The 17,529-nt window shown below is 64.7% G+C and carries 9 protein-coding genes and 2 CRISPR repeat arrays; of the genes, 3 read left to right on the top strand and 6 right to left on the bottom strand.

Features of this window, described 5'->3' with window-relative positions; all coding sequences use genetic code 11:
* The first annotated feature begins 48 nt into the window (after nt 1–48).
* Entirely contained in the window at nt 49–1,536 is a 1,488-nt protein-coding gene (locus ACAV_RS01335; RefSeq protein ID WP_013592784.1) for a GGDEF domain-containing protein, read from the top strand.
* 18 nt (nt 1,537–1,554) lie between these two features.
* On the opposite strand, the gene ACAV_RS01330 is transcribed toward ACAV_RS01335, so the two are convergent.
* Nucleotides 1,555–3,828 carry a phosphocholine-specific phospholipase C gene (locus ACAV_RS01330; protein ID WP_013592783.1) on the bottom strand — a complete coding sequence of 758 codons (2,274 nt, stop codon included), beginning with the start codon at nt 3,826–3,828 and terminating at the stop codon, nt 1,555–1,557.
* 110 nt (nt 3,829–3,938) lie between these two features.
* On the bottom strand, nt 3,939–4,115 hold the full coding sequence (locus ACAV_RS24865) for a hypothetical protein (RefSeq protein WP_013592782.1): 177 nt from the start codon (nt 4,113–4,115) through the stop codon (nt 3,939–3,941).
* Between the two features lie 170 nt (nt 4,116–4,285).
* Nucleotides 4,286–5,047: a CRISPR direct-repeat array (repeat unit 36 nt; unit sequence GTTCCGGCCAGTGCGCATATCCCAGTGATCTAGACT).
* A gap of 71 nt (nt 5,048–5,118) precedes the next feature.
* On the opposite strand from ACAV_RS24865, the gene ACAV_RS23940 reads away from it, so the two are divergent.
* Nucleotides 5,119–5,927 (top strand): IS5 family transposase gene (locus ACAV_RS23940; RefSeq protein ID WP_167539399.1). Its coding sequence is split into 2 segments (ribosomal slippage): nt 5,119–5,449 and nt 5,449–5,927, totalling 810 coding nucleotides; the frame shifts between segments, so codons are not numbered across the junction.
* A gap of 178 nt (nt 5,928–6,105) precedes the next feature.
* Nucleotides 6,106–6,918 (top strand): IS5 family transposase, encoded by an 813-nt coding sequence (locus ACAV_RS01315; RefSeq protein WP_013592780.1) that lies wholly within the window; start codon nt 6,106–6,108, stop codon nt 6,916–6,918.
* Between the two features lie 42 nt (nt 6,919–6,960).
* A CRISPR array of direct repeats spans nt 6,961–10,099; the repeat unit is 36 nt; unit sequence GTTCCGGCCAGTGCGCATATCCCAGTGATCTAGACT.
* Nucleotides 10,100–10,170: 71 nt separating this feature from the next.
* Here ACAV_RS01315 and cas2 read toward each other — a convergent pair.
* From cas2 to metH, 4 genes are all read right to left on the bottom strand, one after another.
* Nucleotides 10,171–10,497 (bottom strand): CRISPR-associated endonuclease Cas2, encoded by a 327-nt coding sequence (cas2, locus tag ACAV_RS01310; protein ID WP_013592779.1) that lies wholly within the window; start codon nt 10,495–10,497, stop codon nt 10,171–10,173.
* Between the two features lie 32 nt (nt 10,498–10,529).
* Complete coding sequence (gene cas1, locus ACAV_RS01305; RefSeq protein WP_013592778.1) at nt 10,530–11,459, bottom strand: type II CRISPR-associated endonuclease Cas1; 930 nt, start codon at nt 11,457–11,459, stop codon at nt 10,530–10,532.
* 6 nt (nt 11,460–11,465) lie between these two features.
* Nucleotides 11,466–14,603, bottom strand: a complete 3,138-nt coding sequence (gene cas9 / locus ACAV_RS01300; protein WP_013592777.1) for a type II CRISPR RNA-guided endonuclease Cas9 — start codon at nt 14,601–14,603, stop codon at nt 11,466–11,468.
* 178 nt (nt 14,604–14,781) lie between these two features.
* Complete coding sequence (metH, locus tag ACAV_RS01295; protein ID WP_013592776.1) at nt 14,782–17,505, bottom strand: methionine synthase; 2,724 nt, start codon at nt 17,503–17,505, stop codon at nt 14,782–14,784.
* Between the last annotated feature and the right edge of the window lie 24 nt (nt 17,506–17,529).

The following is a 17,529-nucleotide window of genomic DNA, read 5'->3' as shown; positions in this document are numbered from 1 at the left end:
CCTGCCCATGGAACACGATTGTCCGCGCCTTGCAGAAAAAGAGCACGCATGAAGAGGGATTTCCTGCCATCCGCATCGTCGGGCCGTTTCCTGGCCCTGCTCGCGCTGACGCTGATCGCCGCACAGTTGGTGGCCTTCGTGTTCCTGCATTTTTCCAACCGGCGGATCGCCATGAACAGCGTGGATGCCGCCCTGGAGGCGGGCGCGCAGACCTTCGAATACACGGCCGCGATGCGGCGCGAGTCACGGCGGGTGGCCTCGGAGCTGATCTCCCGGGACTACGGCCTGCAGAACATCATCTTCAACGAGACCAACCGGGACACGGTGGAATCGGCGCTCTACAACCAGCTGGCGCGGACCGGCGCCGAACTGATCGTGCTCACGGACCTGGACGGCACGCTGCGGGCGCGCTCGTCCGTCTCCGGATTCCTGCGCGAGCGGGATGCGGCGCTGGACCACCGGCTGGAAATGCTGGTGGGAAGCGTCCGCGAAGCGAGCCGCAACATGCGCACCATGGAGGGGGAAGACGGCAAGCCGGTACTGCACAACTGGGTCAAGGTGACCGTGCGGGCCCCCGTGCCGGTGGCGCATATCTACCTGGCCTTCCGGATCACGCCCGCCGGCGCCCAGCAATTCGCGCGCATGACGCAGCTGCAGATGGCCTTCGTCTCCCATGACGAAAACGGCCGCTACACCGTCTATGCGAGCACCCTGCCCGAATCCATCTCCATGGACCCCATCGGCCAGAACGGCAGGGACCCGGCGCCCTTCTCCGCCAGCGATGCCGACGGTGCCGGCTACCGCGTCAAGGTCATCACGCTGGACGATTCCGGCCCGCAGCCTGTCAGCGCCGTGGTGGCCAAGCCGTTCGCACCGGTCATGTCGCCGTTTCTCAAGCTGGAGGTGCTGTACGCCGTGAGCGTGCTGATGAGCGCGCTGGTGTCCATCATCGCGGTCAAGGTGGTCGCCAGCCGCGTGGTGACGCCGCTGGAAGACGTGGCGCAGAAGGATGCGCTCACCGGGCTCGCCAACCGCCGCACCTTCGAGGCCCGGCTGCAGCGCGCCGAGCAGGACCTGCAGAGGTCGGGCACAGGCTTTTCCGTCATGCTGATGGACCTCGACAAGTTCAAGTTCGTCAACGACACGTACGGGCATGACGCGGGCGACGTGGTGCTCAAGGAAGCCGCGTCCCGCATCCAGAAGATCATCCGCGCGTCCGATACGCTGGCCCGGCTGGGCGGCGACGAGTTCGCGATCCTCGTGCGCACCGACGACCCGCAGACGCTGTCCCACATCGCCACGGCCATCGTGGAGGTGGTGCGCCAGCCCATCCCCCTGAAGCCCGGCCTGGCGGCCGAGGTGGGCACCAGCATCGGCATCGCCTTCGCCCCGGGGCACTCGCGGCACGGCGCCGAGGTGGTGCATTGCGCCGACCAGGCGATGTACACCGCCAAGCGGCGCGGGGGCGGGTTCGCCATGGCGGAGAAGGCGCAGGCGGCGAGAGAGGCATCGCCGGACATGGCGTCGCAGCGTTGACCGCCCCGCGCGCCGGCCTCAGGCCCCCTGCCCCATCGCCGGGTCGGATACGGAATCCCGGCCCGTCTCGACGCGGCCCGCGAAGCGCCGCGCGAAGGCCGGGGCCGTGCTGCAGCGCACGGTGAAGTCGTACCAGTTGCCGCTGTCGCCCAGGGCCCAGGCCAGTTCCTCCACCGCGCCCGGCTGCACGGTGCGCGTCCAGGGGCCGTCCGTGCGGTAGGCGCGGGCCTCTGCGGTGAAGCCGATGGCCGCGGTGCCGCGGTTGTAGAGCTTCACGCGCACCTGCGGCGGGTCGCACAGTTCGTAGCAGACCTGCACCTCGGGCATGCCGGCGGCAGCCTGCTGCGCGAGGTCGCCCGCGAAGGCGCGGTGGAAGCCGTTGGGCCCCAGCACCCACAGGTCGTAGGCGCCGCCGTCGGCGGCCACGTTCCAGACGCCGTTCAGCGTCTTGCCGGCCTCGACCACGTAGCGGCGCGGGATCGCGTCCAGGTGCTTCTTGTCATAGACATGGAACACCGCGGCGGGGCTGCCGGCCCTGGCCGTGTTGGCGAACAGCAGCGTCACCGTGCCCGCGCCGGCATTCGCCTGGGCCGTGGCGTGCAGTTCGTAGGGCAGCGCGCGCGAAGGCCGCACGCCCGTGGCCTGCACCGGCAGGGCCGTGCCCGTGGCCGCGGCGGGCTGGGGCAGCTTGGGGGCCTGCACCTGCGCGGCGATGCGTGCGTCCACGGCCGTCTTGCTGGTGCGGCCGGCCAGCGTGGGCAGGGTCTCGGTGTTCGGGTTGACGAAGTTGAAGCAGCTGGTCAGGTCGCCGCACACCGCGCGGCGGTAGGCGCTGATCTGCGGCTCGGCCACGCCGAAGCGCTTTTCCAGGAACATGAGGGTGGAGGTGTGGTCGAACACCTGCGAGTTCACCCAGCCGCCGCGGCTCCAGGGCGAGACGATCCACATCGGCACGCGCGGGCCGGGGCCGTAGGGCTTGCCGTCGGCCGGCGGCTGGCTGGAGGTGGCCGGCTGGAAGTCGTGGTATTCCACGGCCACGTCGGCGGCAGACAGCGTGCAGGCGCCGGCCAGGCTGCCGTCGGCGTTGCGCGAAGGCACGGCGGGCGACGGCAGGTGGTCGAAGAAGCCGTCGTTCTCGTCGTAGTTGATGAGCAGTACCGTCTTGCTCCACACCTCCGGGTTGGCGGTGAGGGCGTCCAGCACCTCCTGCACGTACCAGCCGCCCTGCGCGGGGCTGGAGGGGCCGGGGTGCTCGCTGTAGACCGAGGGCGCGATGATCCACGACACGGCCGGCAGCCGGCCCTTGCCGATGTCGTCGCGGAAGGTCTCCAGGAAACCCTGCGGCATGGTGTTGCCGAAGCCCTTGGCCAGCGGGCTCAGTGCGTCGTCGATGGCCGGGTCGTAGTTGGGGCCGGCCAGGCCCTGCGGCTGGGTGATGTCGGTCTTGGCCACGTAGAGCGGCTTGCGGTCCGCGGGCATCTTCTCGATCTCGGCGCGCCAGTGGCGAAAGCCCATCATCTCGTTGCAGCCGAAGTTGTCGATCAGGCTCTGGTAAACCTTCCACGACACGCCCGCCTTCTGCAGCCGGTCGGCGTAGGTGGTCCAGGTCCAGCCTTCGGTGGAGGCGCCGACGTCGTTGCCCCCGTTGAACTGGTTGTTCAGGCCCGCCACGCGCACGCGGGAGCCGTCGACCGGGCTGATGCCATTGGGGCCGTTGGTGCCCGTCCAGTAGAAGAGCCGGTTGGCGATGGTGCCGGTGTGCATGCCGCAGTGGTAGTGGTCGCACAGCGTGAAGGCATCGGCCAGCGCGCGCTGGAACGACACCTCGGCCGTCTCGTAGTAGCCCATCGAGAGGGGCAGTTTCGCATCGGGCCAGCGCGACATGCGCCCATGGTCCCAGGCCGCCTGCGAATCCACCCAGGTGTGCGGCGTGCTGCCGGCGCGCTGGGCATTGCCCTGGGCCTCGTCCAGCCGGAACGGCACGTAGGTGCTGGGCGGCGTGGTCTTCGTATAGGCCTGGTAGAAGACGTTGCGGCCGTATTGCGAGGGCACGGCAAAGCGGTCGCCGAAACCGCGCACGCCCTTGAAGGTGCCGAAATAGCTGTCGAAGGAACGGTTTTCCATCATCAGCAGCACCACGTGCTGCACATCCTGGATGGTGCCGGTGGCGTTGTTCGCCTCGATGGCGAGCGCGCGCCGGATGGCGGGCGGAAACGCGGACAGCGTGGCGGCGGCCGCTCCGGTGCCGAGCACGCCGGAGAGGAACTTGCGTTTGGAGGAATCGACGGTCATGTTGGAGGAGTGTTTGTTGTCCGAAGAAAGGCGCGGCAAGCGCACAGCATGCGCGCGGCGGTGCGGCGAGCGCGGGGCAGGAGGGGTGCCCCAGCGCCCGCGGGCCCGGCTCAGGGCTTGGGCGCGCAGTGCGTGTCGGGGTTGCCGCAGTGGGCGACGAAGCTGTTCGCGGAATCGGAGCCGGAGCCGCCGCAGCCGGCCAGCAGCAGGCCGAACGCGAGCGTGCAGGCGGCCAGCAGGGAGCGGCCGAGGAAGGACGGCACGGTGGGCCGTGGATGCGAGGTCATGGCGTGGGGGGAGGAATGGAGAGGGTTGGCATTCTTCTCGCCGACTATTGCGCGGGAGTGACGTTTGGGTAACACGGCGGTTACGGGCCAGAGCAGTACCGGTGAACACAGCCAGCGCGCACATCCCGGTGATTTAGACTGCACGAGCCTCCGGCCCTTGCGCTGGTACAGTTCCGGCCAGTGCGCATATCCCAGTGATCTAGACTCGACTTCTTTACTGCCTGAGAAACCATAGAGTTCCGGCCAGTGTGCATATCCCAGTGATCTAGACTTCACCCCTCCGAGCACTTGCCAGTAACCTCGTTCCGGCCAGTGCGCATATCCCAGTGATCTAGACTCTCGCTGCTCCTCTGGGCTGTAAAACCGCTGTTCCGGCCAGTGCGCATATCCCAGTGATCTAGACTCGATGGCGTGGGCAATGGCGGCAGCGGCGCGTTCCGGCCAGTGCGCATATCCCAGTGATCTAGACTGCGCTGTCATTGAGTCCCCGCGCACGCGAAGTTCCGGCCAGTGCGCATATCCCAGTGATCTAGACTCTCGCTGCTCCTCTGGGCTGTAAAACCGCTGTTCCGGCCAGTGCGCATATCCCAGTGATCTAGACTACCATTCGCCCGCCTGCACTGAGGAAATAAGTTCCGGCCAGTGCGCATATCCCAGTGATCTAGACTGACCCCAGCGCTGCCCCTTCGCGAGCTTCGGTTCCGGCCAGTGCGCATATCCCAGTGATCTAGACTCTGGCTACGAAAACGATGCGATTGAAACCGGTTCCGGCCAGTGCGCATATCCCAGTGATCTAGACTTTTGTATGACAGAAAAACTTTTTGTATGAGTTCCGGCCAGTGCGCATATCCCAGTGATCTAGACTAACGTACCACTTTGCCTAGATACTCGCCGTCGTTCCGGCCAGTGCGCATATCCCAGTGATCTAGACTGCGCTGTCATTGAGAGCGGCTAACACGACCTGTTCATAGCCCAGCGCGAAGCAGCTATGCTTGGCGCCCTCATGGCAAGAAGACCCGTCAGCAAAGAACTGTGGCGACAGCTGCAGCCGCTCATCCCGGCCTTCGTGCCCTCGGCCAAAGGCGGGGCGCGCAAGCGCACCGTCAGCGATGAAGCCGCACTCAATGGCATCCTATTCGTGCTGCACACCGGCATCGCCTGGGAGGACCTGCCGCAGGAACTCGGTTTTGGCAGTGGCATGACGTGCTGGCGGCGGCTGCGCGACTGGAACGCTGCCGGGGTGTGGGAGAAGCTGCACCACGCCATGCTGGTGCGCCTGCGCGAGCACGACCAGATCGATTGGAGCCGGGCAAGCATCGATGGCTCGTCGGTACCAAGCCCCCGGGGGGCCAGGAAACAGGGCCCAACCCCACGGACAGAGGCAAACTCGGCTCCAAGCGGCACATCGTCGTAGACGCGCGGGGCATTCCGCTGGTGGTGCTGGTCAGTGGTGCGAATCGGCACGATTCGATGATGTTCGAGAAATGCATCGATGCTCTGCCAGCCGTCAGGGGACTGCAGGGCAAGCCGCGTCGCAGGCCATCGAAGCTGCACGCCGACAAGGGCTACGACTATGAGCGCTGCCGTGTCTTCCTGAGACAGCGGGGCATCGCCAGCCGGATTGCCAGACGAGGCATCGAAAGCAGCGAGCGGCTGGGTCGGCATCGGTGGGTGGTGGAGAGAACGCACGGATGGTTTGCAGGCTTCGGCAAGCTGCGCATCCGATTCGAGAGGCGGCTGGACATCCACGAAGCGCTATTGAAACTGGCGGCAGCGATCATCTGCGCGCGCTTCGTGGATCGGTGGTGTTAGCCGCTCTGAGTCCCCGCGCACGCGAAGTTCCGGCCAGTGCGCATATCCCAGTGATCTAGACTCGCGCTGGTCTCCGGGCGCGTAGTAGCGTTGTTCCGGCCAGTGCGCATATCCCAGTGATCTAGAGCGTGTTATGAACTTTGCTCCCTGAGCGCGGAGCCGAGGGTAGAGTTTGCAGATGCCCCGCAAGCCCTACCCGACGGACGTGAGCGATGAAGAATGGAGCTTCGCTGCGCCGTACCTGACCCTGATGGACCCGCATGCGCCTCAGCGTGGACACGACCTGCGCGAAGTCTTCAACGCCCTGCGCTGGCTGGTGCGCGCGGGAGCACCTTGGCGGATGCTGCCCAACGATCTGCCACCCTGGGAGGCGGTCTACCAGCAGAGCCGCCGGTGGCTGGATGCGGGTTGCTTCGAGGCGATGGTCTCGGATTTGCGCTCCATCATCCGCGTGGCACAGGGGCGCCAGGGCCAGCCCAGCGCCATGGTGATGGACGGGCGCACACTGCAATCGAGCTGCGAGAGCGGGCCGCGCGCGGGCTACGACGGCTACAAACGCAAGCGCGGCAGCAAAGTGCATATGGCCGTGGACACGCTGGGTCATCTGCTGGCGGTGCATGTCACGCCGGCAGACGAACAGGAGCGTGCGCAGGTGCAGCGCCTGTGCGAAGACGTACAGCAGGCTACGGGCCACACGGTACAACTGGCTTGGGCCGACCAGGGCTACACGGGTGAAGCGGCATCCAAGGCGGCGCAGGACAGCGGAATTGACCTGCAGATCGTGAAGCTGCCCGAGGCGAAGAAGGGCTTTGTGCTGCTGCCGCGCCGCTGGGTGGTGGAGAGAAGCTTCGGCTGGCTGGCAAGGTTTCGCAGGCTCTCCCGGGACTACGAGCGGCTACCCGAAGTGCTCGGCGGGATGCATTTCCTGGTGTTTGCGGTGCTCATGTTGCCCGCCGCCGCGCGGGTGCTGGCTGCGGCGGGAAGTTCATAACACGCTCTAGACTCTGTATCTTGCCGGCATCCAATGCGTATCCGTTCCGGCCAGTGCGCATATCCCAGTGATCTAGACTGGACCAGTCGGGGCGCGGTCCGTGCCACCAGTTCCGGCCAGTGCGCATATCCCAGTGATCTAGACTTCACCCACGACAAGCAGCCCGACACCCCCGGTTCCGGCCAGTGCGCATATCCCAGTGATCTAGACTTCGTGAAGCCGGTTTCCTTCACGTACTCGAGTTCCGGCCAGTGCGCATATCCCAGTGATCTAGACTATGCTGTCTGTCGCATTGCCGCATGCGTGCGTTCCGGCCAGTGCGCATATCCCAGTGATCTAGACTGGCAATGCGCCCGATGCGGCCAGCACCAGGGTTCCGGCCAGTGCGCATATCCCAGTGATCTAGACTCGAAGCGCCCGGGGTCGGCCGCCGCCCGGGTTCCGGCCAGTGCGCATATCCCAGTGATCTAGACTTCGGGCGCGCTACACCGGCAGGGCGTGACGGTTCCGGCCAGTGCGCCTATCCCAGTGATCTAGACTCAACTTCCTGCAGCTCGGCCTACGGCCTTTGTTCCGGCCAGTGCGCATATCCCAGTGATCTAGACTACCCCGCCGTGGGCGTATCCGATCTGCCGGGTTCCGGCCAGTGCGCATATCCCAGTGATCTAGACTCGGCGCGGTCCGCGGCCTGCACGCTGGTGAGTTCCGGCCAGTGCGCATATCCCAGTGATCTAGACTGCGGCTTCGGATCGACAGGCGCAAATTAGGTTCCGGCCAGTGCGCATATCCCAGTGATCTAGACTACGCGGCGCAACAGGAGTATGAGAAATGCAGTTCCGGCCAGTGCGCATATCCCAGTGATCTAGACTAGCATGTTGATGCCCTTGGAACAGGTCGCAGTTCCGGCCAGTGCGCATATCCCAGTGATCTAGACTAAGAAACTTGCGTCTGTGGCAACCGTTTCGGTTCCGGCCAGTGCGCATATCCCAGTGATCTAGACTTGTCAATAAACCAATAGCCGCATCCCTCTTGTTCCGGCCAGTGCGCATATCCCAGTGATCTAGACTCCGATGATCAGCGACGAGCATGCGCGCAATGTTCCGGCCAGTGCGCATATCCCAGTGATCTAGACTAGCGCCGATCAGTGCGGCGATTGCCAGGGTGTTCCGGCCAGTGCGCATATCCCAGTGATCTAGACTTTTCGCGGTACTGCATCGCCGTGGCGCGGGGTTCCGGCCAGTGCGCATATCCCAGTGATCTAGACTAGCGCAGGCCGCCACAGCCAGAACCATGCTGTTCCGGCCAGTGCGCATATCCCAGTGATCTAGACTTCAGGTCTTGGCCGATGGCCTGCCCGACCTGTTCCGGCCAGTGCGCATATCCCAGTGATCTAGACTCTCGGCGGTGGCAACGAAGCTGGCGATTGCGTTCCGGCCAGTGCGCATATCCCAGTGATCTAGACTCGCAGCACACGCACTCCAATTGGCACTGCAGTTCCGGCCAGTGCGCATATCCCAGTGATCTAGACTGTCGGGCGTGCTGCAAAACGTGCATCCCGACGTTCCGGCCAGTGCGCATATCCCAGTGATCTAGACTGCGCAAATTACGCAAGTCTCTATGCGGGGCGTTCCGGCCAGTGCGCATATCCCAGTGATCTAGACTCGCGCCATGCCTTGGAAAAATAGTGATCCTGTTCCGGCCAGTGCGCATATCCCAGTGATCTAGACTGGCTCAGGTCATAGACCTGACGACACTGCAGTTCCGGCCAGTGCGCATATCCCAGTGATCTAGACTCATGAGAGTTAAGGAATGGTTGCTGAGCCAGTTCCGGCCAGTGCGCATATCCCAGTGATCTAGACTGCCCGGCTTGTGATCCCCTTCTACGATGAGGTTCCGGCCAGTGCGCATATCCCAGTGATCTAGACTGTGATGCATCGTTTGACCGCCGACGCTGGAGTTCCGGCCAGTGCGCATATCCCAGTGATCTAGACTGAGGTGTACCGGCGGGTGGCGGCCACGGGCGTTCCGGCCAGTGCGCATATCCCAGTGATCTAGACTTTCGCAGACCATTCAGGAAGTTTTCGGGAAGTTCCGGCCAGTGCGCATATCCCAGTGATCTAGACTCAAGCAGACGCTGGAGACGATCACCGCCATGTTCCGGCCAGTGCGCATATCCCAGTGATCTAGACTTGGATTTGCATCGGACATGCAGACCAGCAGGTTCCGGCCAGTGCGCATATCCCAGTGATCTAGACTCAGATCCGCCCGCGTGACCACCCGGCCACAGTTCCGGCCAGTGCGCATATCCCAGTGATCTAGACTGCAAAAGAACTGAACTATGTCACCAGTCTTGTTCCGGCCAGTGCGCATATCCCAGTGATCTAGACTTGGTCGGCGCGACAAGGCGTGGCGGTCGGCGTTCCGGCCAGTGCGCATATCCCAGTGATCTAGACTCGGTACTCGCGGCGTTGAAACCCAGTTCGTGTTCCGGCCAGTGCGCATATCCCAGTGATCTAGACTGCCGGTGGTGTACGCCTCCGCCGCGCGAGTGTTCCGGCCAGTGCGCATATCCCAGTGATCTAGACTGCGATCGGCGCCTGGGTGCTGGACCAGGCCGTTCCGGCCAGTGCGCATATCCCAGTGATCTAGACTCGCAGGAACCGCATCCGCCGGTACCGACGAGTTCCGGCCAGTGCGCATATCCCAGTGATCTAGACTGCGCGCTGTGGTTGATCGTGTGGTCAATCCTGTTCCGGCCAGTGCGCATATCCCAGTGATCTAGACTGCCCACTGCCAAGGCTTTTGCAGCCATTTCGTTCCGGCCAGTGCGCATATCCCAGTGATCTAGACTAATCGCCGATGGATGCACGCGAGCATCCGAGTTCCGGCCAGTGCGCATATCCCAGTGATCTAGACTCGCGCCGTTACGCTCGATAGACCACCGGCAGTTCCGGCCAGTGCGCATATCCCAGTGATCTAGACTCCAGCGACATGACAGCCACGGTGACCTTGGGTTCCGGCCAGTGCGCATATCCCAGTGATCTAGACTACATGTTGGAGCATGGTCCACTTTGCCAGCGTTCCGGCCAGTGCGCATATCCCAGTGATCTAGACTACCTGCTGGCGGAAATCGCGTGCTGCCTCAGTTCCGGCCAGTGCGCATATCCCAGTGATCTAGACTCTGATCGCGATAACCCCTTGATTCGTCAAGGGGTTTTTCGCTTCTGCGGTCCAGGAAAACATGGCGTCTGGCTAGAAAAGATCGAACTGATCGGGTGCTTTTTGCGCAGGCTGGCGGCTGCGCCCGTGGAAGGAGATGGCGCGCTCGTATTGCTTGTCGGTGAACTGGAAGATATGCACTTTGCCGCCCGCCGGCAAGGCCTGCTCCACTTGGCGGCAGAGCGTGTCCACCTGGGCCTGGCTGGTGCAAAAGCGAAGGTAGACGCTGAACTGGCTCATCTGGAAGCCCACGTCCAGCAAGGCATTGCGAAAGCCCGTGGCGGCTTTACGCTCGGCCTTGGTGATCACTGGCAAGTCGAACATCACCACCATCCACATGAGTCGGTACCCCGTCAGCATGGTTGCAATCCTGTCTGTCCGTCGGCATGCATTCAATCGGGATCGAAGCTGCCTGCGAGCGACAGAGGCAGTCCGGGCAGAGGCAGGTCGAGCCGGAGCCGTTCACCCAGATAGACCTGGGCCAGCGACGTCGCCATGCGCTGCATGCACACCATGACGGGCGTCACGCCCTGCAGGGTCTGCATGTCGTCGTACAGCACACGCACCAGGGCGCGCTTGGTTTCAGGCGTGACATGGGCTTCTCCCGCCCTGTGCAATTGCCAGACCTTGAGGTCCACCACCGGCCGGAAAGGCTCCATCAAGTCATCCACCAGCCGCATGGGGTTGGCATCGTTGCTGTGGTGCAGGCCCAGGCTGGGGTGCAGGCCGGCCGCCACCACGGCGCGGGCGGTGGCGGAGCGCAGCAAGGTGTAGCCGTAGTTGAGCAGCGCATTCAGGCCGTCGCCATCCTGGTCACGCCGGAAGTCCGCACCGAACAGCAGGCTCCAGTAGCGCCTGGCTCCCTGCCCTTCGATGTTCTCGGGGTCGCCGCTGCGCACTTTGCCCACCAGAGCCAGCAGCGGGGCCGTGGCGGCACCTGCGGCTTCCAGCGCGGCGGCCTGTTGTTCCAGCTTGGCCTTCACCACTGTCGCCCATAGGCGCTTGAGCAGCGGCAGCCCGGCGGCCAGTTGCGCTTCGATGCGCTTGGCCTGCACATGGTGGCCGTCGATGGGCAGCAGCATGCCGACCGCGTTGTGGTTGGCTCCACAGAGCACAAAGGGCGCCCCACGTTCGGCCAGGGCCACCAGCAGGTTGTTGGTGTAGCTCAGGCCGTGGGCGTTGGCGATGACCGCGGCGATGTCATCCAGGGGGATCTGGCCCAGTTCCTTGCGCTCGCCCTCTGTGTCGCGCACGACGAGAAAGCCCCGATGCACGAAGAGATGCCGCCGGTCGTCCGCGATTTCAACGATGCGGCCGACCATAGTGTGTCAGCCCTTGAACCCCGGATCACGCAACTCGCCGATGGGGGAGATGGTGACTTGGCGGGCCTTGGTTTTCTGGAATGAGCCCGCGATTTTGGACGTATAGGCAAATGCCTCGTTCTTATCGCTGTTTCGCGCATCCACATTCGCCTCATGTACCGGTGCCATGAATACCTGTCCATTGTTGCCGTTGATTTTCACGATGCGCATGACACGCTCTTGCTCATCCACCTCCAACCGCACGCTATCGCCAATCACCAGCCGCATGGCCAACGCCTGCCCATTCTGGCCTTGGGTCGAATGCCGCAACTGCCGCAGGCCGCCTTCCCGCACGATGCGATACGCATCGAAGGTGGAGATCACCTGCCCTTCCCATTTGCCCTTGTCGTTTACGGTGATCTCGAGGCAGTAGTTGCTGCCGCCCACATAGCCCTTGTAGGGCAGCGGCCTGCCTTCGGCATCGACGCCATGGCGCTGGGGCTGGCTGGGTTCGGTGATGCGGATCAGGCGGCTGATCTCTCGCCCCGCGCTGCCATCGGCCTTGCGGCGCTGCTTGATGGTGCCGTCGCGCAGAATGCCATAGCTGGTCTCTTCCATCATGGCGCCCTCGAAGCCGTGGTCGGGCTTGTGGCTGACCCAGATGTGGCGCACGGCGCGCTCCACATGGGCGCGGTAGGTGGGCCAGGGCAGCGGCATGTCTTCGACCAGGCGTGTCAAACCATCTTCACGCGCCTGCGCGTTGGCCTGGGCGAAGCGCTGCATCATGCGCTGGTCAGTAACGCCGATCACGCAGGCATCCACTGCATGGTGGCGGTGGTCGTTGCGGTTCTTCTCGCCGTCCAGGCCCAGCACGTCGTTCAGGCCGAACTTGCCACGCAGCAGTGCCGTCATCTGGCCCGGGATCACGCGCGTGGCACTGCCGGGGCACACCAGCCGCAGGTATTCAGCGGCCACGCGCGAGAGGTAGCGCGTGTCATTGAGCGCGCGGGCCAGAAAGTCCTTGTCTTCGCCCAGCCAGCGTTCGTAGCCGTCGGGTGCGAAGCGGTGGCGCTTGCGCTGGGGCATGCGCTCCGCGCGCTGCAGGATGCCGTCATAGCTCCAGCCGTGGGCCTCGAAGTCGGTGCGGGCATCCCACGGTGTGCGGTTGCGCTTGATGCGGTTGGCTTCCCGCAGCGCCACCGTCCGGTTGTTCAGGCTGTCGTCCAGGGTCATCGAGAATGGCAGGATGTGTTCGATCTCCACGCGCTCGCCCAGCAGCATGCTCGCGCTGATCTGAACGCCGCTGTAGGGGCAGCGGCGGTCGGCCGCATCGTGGCTCAGCTCTTCCCACAGGATCCATTTCTGGATGTCCAGCGTGCGCACGCGCTCTTCGCTGATGCCCAGCACCTCGGCGATGGAGCGGCGGATGCGCGCATTGCGCTTCTGGTTGTCCGCCTGCCGCTGCTGCGCTTCCAGCTTCTGTTCGCGGCTTTGCTTGAGATCGCGGGCCAGCTCGATCACCACTTCGGTCGGCCGGCCATAGCGGCACATCAGCGCATTGACCACCACGCGCACCTGGTTCAGTCCGATATGAACGGTGGGGTTGGCGATCTTGCCGTAGCGCTCTTCGTCGTTGCGTGGGTTCTCCTTGGCAAACGCTACATGCCGCTGCAAGGCGCGGCCGTAGTAGGGCAGTTGCTTGAAGGCGAAGACGGGCTTGATCTCCCCGGTGGAGGCGATGGTGCGCTCGCCGATGCGTTCCACTTCGTCCGCATCGTGCTCGAAGCTGAAGCCCAGATCGCTATGGTGCGCAAAGCCTGCCGCCTGCACGGCCTTGTCGTAGGTGATGACGTCGCGCTGCAGCTCCGGCACGATGCGCGCAAGCGCCGTCCGTCCCAGGCTGCCGTAGCCTTCCGGCAGGCCGGCATTGGCGATGGCCTGCGCCCGCGCCTCGTCCACGCCCGTGTGTTCCTGCAGCCAGGCGATCAGGCGCGGCTCGCTTTCCTCGGTCATCAGCTGCGTAACGATCTCGTCCTGCAGCGCGGTGTCGAACCCGGCCCACAGCGGGCCGAACAAGTCCTTCTTACCCAGCGCCGCAGTCGTGGCATTGCCCTTGAGGCCATCGCGCTTGGCATCTTCCAGGTTGAAGAGGGCCGAAAAGCCCAGCGCCTTGCGCATGGCGGTGAAGGTCACCTTGGCCTGCCTTTCCAGCAGCGCCACGATCTGGTCGCGCTGCGCCAGGGTCAGCGCCTCTTCGCGCAACTCGTCATGCAGCACGCGCAGATGATTCACTTCCTGGTAGATGCGGAAGCGCTGCGTGCTCGGCAGCGCCAGCAGGGCGCGCGGCTCCTCGGGCACCAGTGTGCAGCGGCCGGGCTGCACGGGCCGCAGTTTGCGCTGGTGCAGCAGGATGTCGCGCAGTTCGGCGCGTGCGGCCTCGTTGAACAGTGCAGGGGCAAAGGTCGCCTGCGCGGCCCACAGCGCATCGAATTCCTGCGCCACCATGGCGCGATCGACATACAGGTCGTAGCGCTTGTCGATGCGCTTCTTACCCTCGTCGGTGGTGAAAGGCGTTTCGCGGTAGCGGGCGCGCACGCCCTGGCCTTTCACGCCCTCGGGCTTGCGCTCCATGCGCACCTTCCAGAACCACTCGCCCACCGTGCGGCAGCCGGATTCGTGCATCTGCGCCCGCAACGTGCCGATGGCTTGCTTGAGCGCGCCGCTGTCGCTGTCCTTGCGGTCGGTCTTGCGGTTGCTCTGGAAGCCCCGGCGCTGGTTCAGGTGGAACAGGGCCCGGCCGAATTCTTCCGGCTTGAGTGCGGACTCCAGCCCTCGGGCGCGCAGCCCATAGGGATTCAGCTTTTCCAGTGCCTTGCGGGCTGCCTCGTCCTGCGGGAAGAAGCCATGCCGTTCCAGCGCCGCCAGCATGCGGGCCTTGCGCTTGAGGAGCCGGTCGCGCCGCCTTCGCATGGCGCGTGCCGCGCGGCGGGTGACGGCGAGGGACGAGCCGTCCTTCGGGTTGCGGCCATCGCTGAAGATGCGCGAGCCGGCCCTGATGACGGCCGAAGGCTCACCCGGCGCGCTCAGACGAAGCACGGCCCAGCCCAGCGACGTGGAGCCCAGGTCCAATGCCAGGCGATAGGCCAGCGGTTTTTCTTTCTGCATGTGTTCCCCCTCTGCTCTGCAGTTTGCCGTTTGTAGCGGATTCGGGTAAATTCGCAAACACTCAGATCACTGGGATATGCGCTCTGGACGCTAACAAGCTGAAAGATGCACCAAATGGAAGGCCCCGCATGCGGGGCCTTCGTCTTTTCCGGGGCAGGCGTCTGGATGCGCCTCAGGATCAGAGATTCGGCGCCAGCAGCCGCTCCAGCACCTTCTCGTCCATGCCACGCCGCTCGGCCATGTCGTGCAGCTGGTCCTCGCCGATCTTGCCGACGTTGAAGTACGTGCTCTCGGGGTGGCCGATGTAGAAGCCGCTCACGCTGGCGGCGGGGGTCATGGCCAGGCTTTCCGTCAGGCCCATGCCGATCTCTTCGCACTGCAGCACGCGGAACAGGTCCTGCTTGGCGCTGTGGTCCGGGCAGGCCGGGTAGCCGGGCGCGGGGCGGATGCCCTGGTACTTCTCGGCGATCATGTCGTCGTTGCTCAAGGCCTCGCCAGCGGCGTAACCCCAGAGATCGGTGCGCACGCGCTGGTGCAGGCATTCGGCGAAGGCTTCGGCCAGGCGGTCGGCCAGGCTCTTGAGCATGATGGCGGAGTAGTCGTCCAGCGCGTCGATGAAGGCCTGTTCCTTCTTCTCCACGCCCAGGCCGGCCGTCACGGCGAAGAGGCCGGCGTAGTCGGCGATGCCGCTCTCCTTGGGCGCGACGAAGTCGGCCAGGCACCGGCTGGGGCGCATCACCCCGTCGATCACCTGCTTTTCGGTCTGCTGGCGCAGGCCGTACCAGGTCATGGCGACCTCGGTGCGCGTCTCGTCGGTGTAGAACTCGATGTCGTCGCCCACGCTGTTGGCGGGGTAGAGGGCCAGCACGCCGCTCGCGCTGAGCCAGCGGCCTTCGATCAGCTTTTTCAGCATGGCCTGCCCGTCGGCGAAGACGCGGCGGGCCTGCTCGCCCACCACCTCGTCGTCGAGGATGGCGGGGTACGGGCCGGCCAGGTCCCAGGTCTGGAAGAAGGGGCCCCAGTCGATGTACTTTGCCAGCTCGGTCAGGTCGAAATTCTTGAACACGCGGCGGCCCAGCAGGCGCGGCTGCGGGGGCTGGTAGGTGCTGAAGTTGACGGGCGTGCGGTTGGCGCGCGCCTTGGCCAGCGGCCACAGGGGCGTCTGCTTCCTGTTGGCGTGCTGCTGGCGCACCTTGTCGTAGTCGGCGTTCAGCTCTTCGACATAGCTCTGCGCGCCGTCGCCCAGCAGGCTCTGCGCCACGCTCACGCTGCGCGAGGCGTCGGGCACATAGACGACGGGGCCTTCGTAGTGCGGCGCGATCTTGACGGCGGTGTGCACGCGCGAGCAGGTGGCGCCGCCGATCAGCAGCGGGATCTTCCTGACGCGGAAGTGCTCGTCCTTCTGCATCTCGCCGGCAACGTACTGCATCTCTTCGAGGCTGGGCGTGATGAGGCCCGACAGGCCCACGATGTCCGCGCCCTCGACCTTGGCCTTGGCCAGGATCTCGTGGCACGGGACCATGACCCCCATGTTCACGACCTCGAAGTTGTTGCACTGCAGGACCACGGTGACGATGTTCTTGCCGATGTCGTGCACGTCGCCCTTCACGGTGGCGATGACGATCTTGCCCTTGCTGCGCACGTCGCGGCCGGCCAGTTCGTCCTGGCGCTTTTCTTCCTCGATGTAGGGGATCAGGTGCGCCACGGCGGACTTCATCACGCGCGCGCTCTTGACCACCTGGGGCAGGAACATCTTGCCGGCACCGAACAGGTCGCCCACGATGTTCATGCCGTCCATGAGCGGGCCTTCGATCACGTGCAGCGGGCGGCCGCCCCTGGCCAGGATCTCCTGGTAGGCCTCTTCCGTGTCTTCCACGATGAAGTCGGTGATGCCGTGCACGAGCGCATGGGCGAGCCGCTCGCGCACCGGGTGGTTGCGCCATTCGAGCTTCTTGCTCTCGTCCTTGGCGCCGCTCTTGGCGGTCTCGGCGATCTCGACCAGGCGCTCGCCCGCGTCGGGTCGGCGGTTGAGCACCACGTCCTCCACGCGCTCGCGCAAGGTGGGCTCCAGGTCGTCATAGACGCCCACCATGCCGGCGTTGACGATGCCCATGTCCATGCCCGCCTTGATCGCGTGGTAGAGGAACACGGTGTGGATGGCCTCGCGCACCGGGTCGTTGCCGCGGAAGCTGAAGGAGACGTTGGAGACGCCGCCCGACACCTTGGCGCCCGGCAGGTTCTGCTTGATCCAGCGCGTGGCCTCGATGAAATCCACCGCGTAGTTGTTGTGCTCCTCGATGCCCGTGGCCACCGCGAAGATGTTGGGGTCGAAGATGATGTCCTCGGGCGGGAATCCCACTTCATCGACCAGCACGCGGTAGGCGCGTTCGCAGATCTCGATCTTGCGCGCGTAGGTGTCGGCCTGGCCGACTTCGTCGAACGCCATGACCACGGCGGCGGCGCCGTAGCGCTTGACCAGCCGCGCCTCGTGCTTGAACTTCTCCACGCCCTCTTTCATGCTGATGGAGTTGACGATGCCCTTGCCCTGGATGCAGCGCAGCCCGGCCTCGATCACCTCCCACTTGGAGCTGTCCACCATGATGGGCACGCGGGCGATGTCGGGCTCGGAGGCGATGAGCTGCAGGAAGCGCACCATGGCGGCCTTGCTGTCGAGCATGGCCTCGTCCATGTTGATGTCGATGACCTGGGCGCCGTTTTCCACCTGCTGGCGCGCCACGGCCAGGGCCTCTTCGTACTGGCCGTTGAGGATCATGCGCGCGAAGGCCTTGGAGCCCGTCACGTTGGTGCGCTCGCCGATGTTGACGAACAGCGTGCCCTCGCCGATGGAGACCGGCTCCAGGCCGGACAGCTTCATGGGAGGAAGGGAATGGGGGGCGGACATGGGGCTCACCTGCGCGGACGGTGG

Source organism: Paracidovorax avenae ATCC 19860, from assembly GCF_000176855.2.
Classification (GTDB): Bacteria; Pseudomonadota; Gammaproteobacteria; order Burkholderiales; family Burkholderiaceae_C; genus Paracidovorax; species Paracidovorax avenae.
Note: the sequence above shows the minus strand (reverse complement) of the source record. Positions and strands in the feature narration are given on the sequence as shown.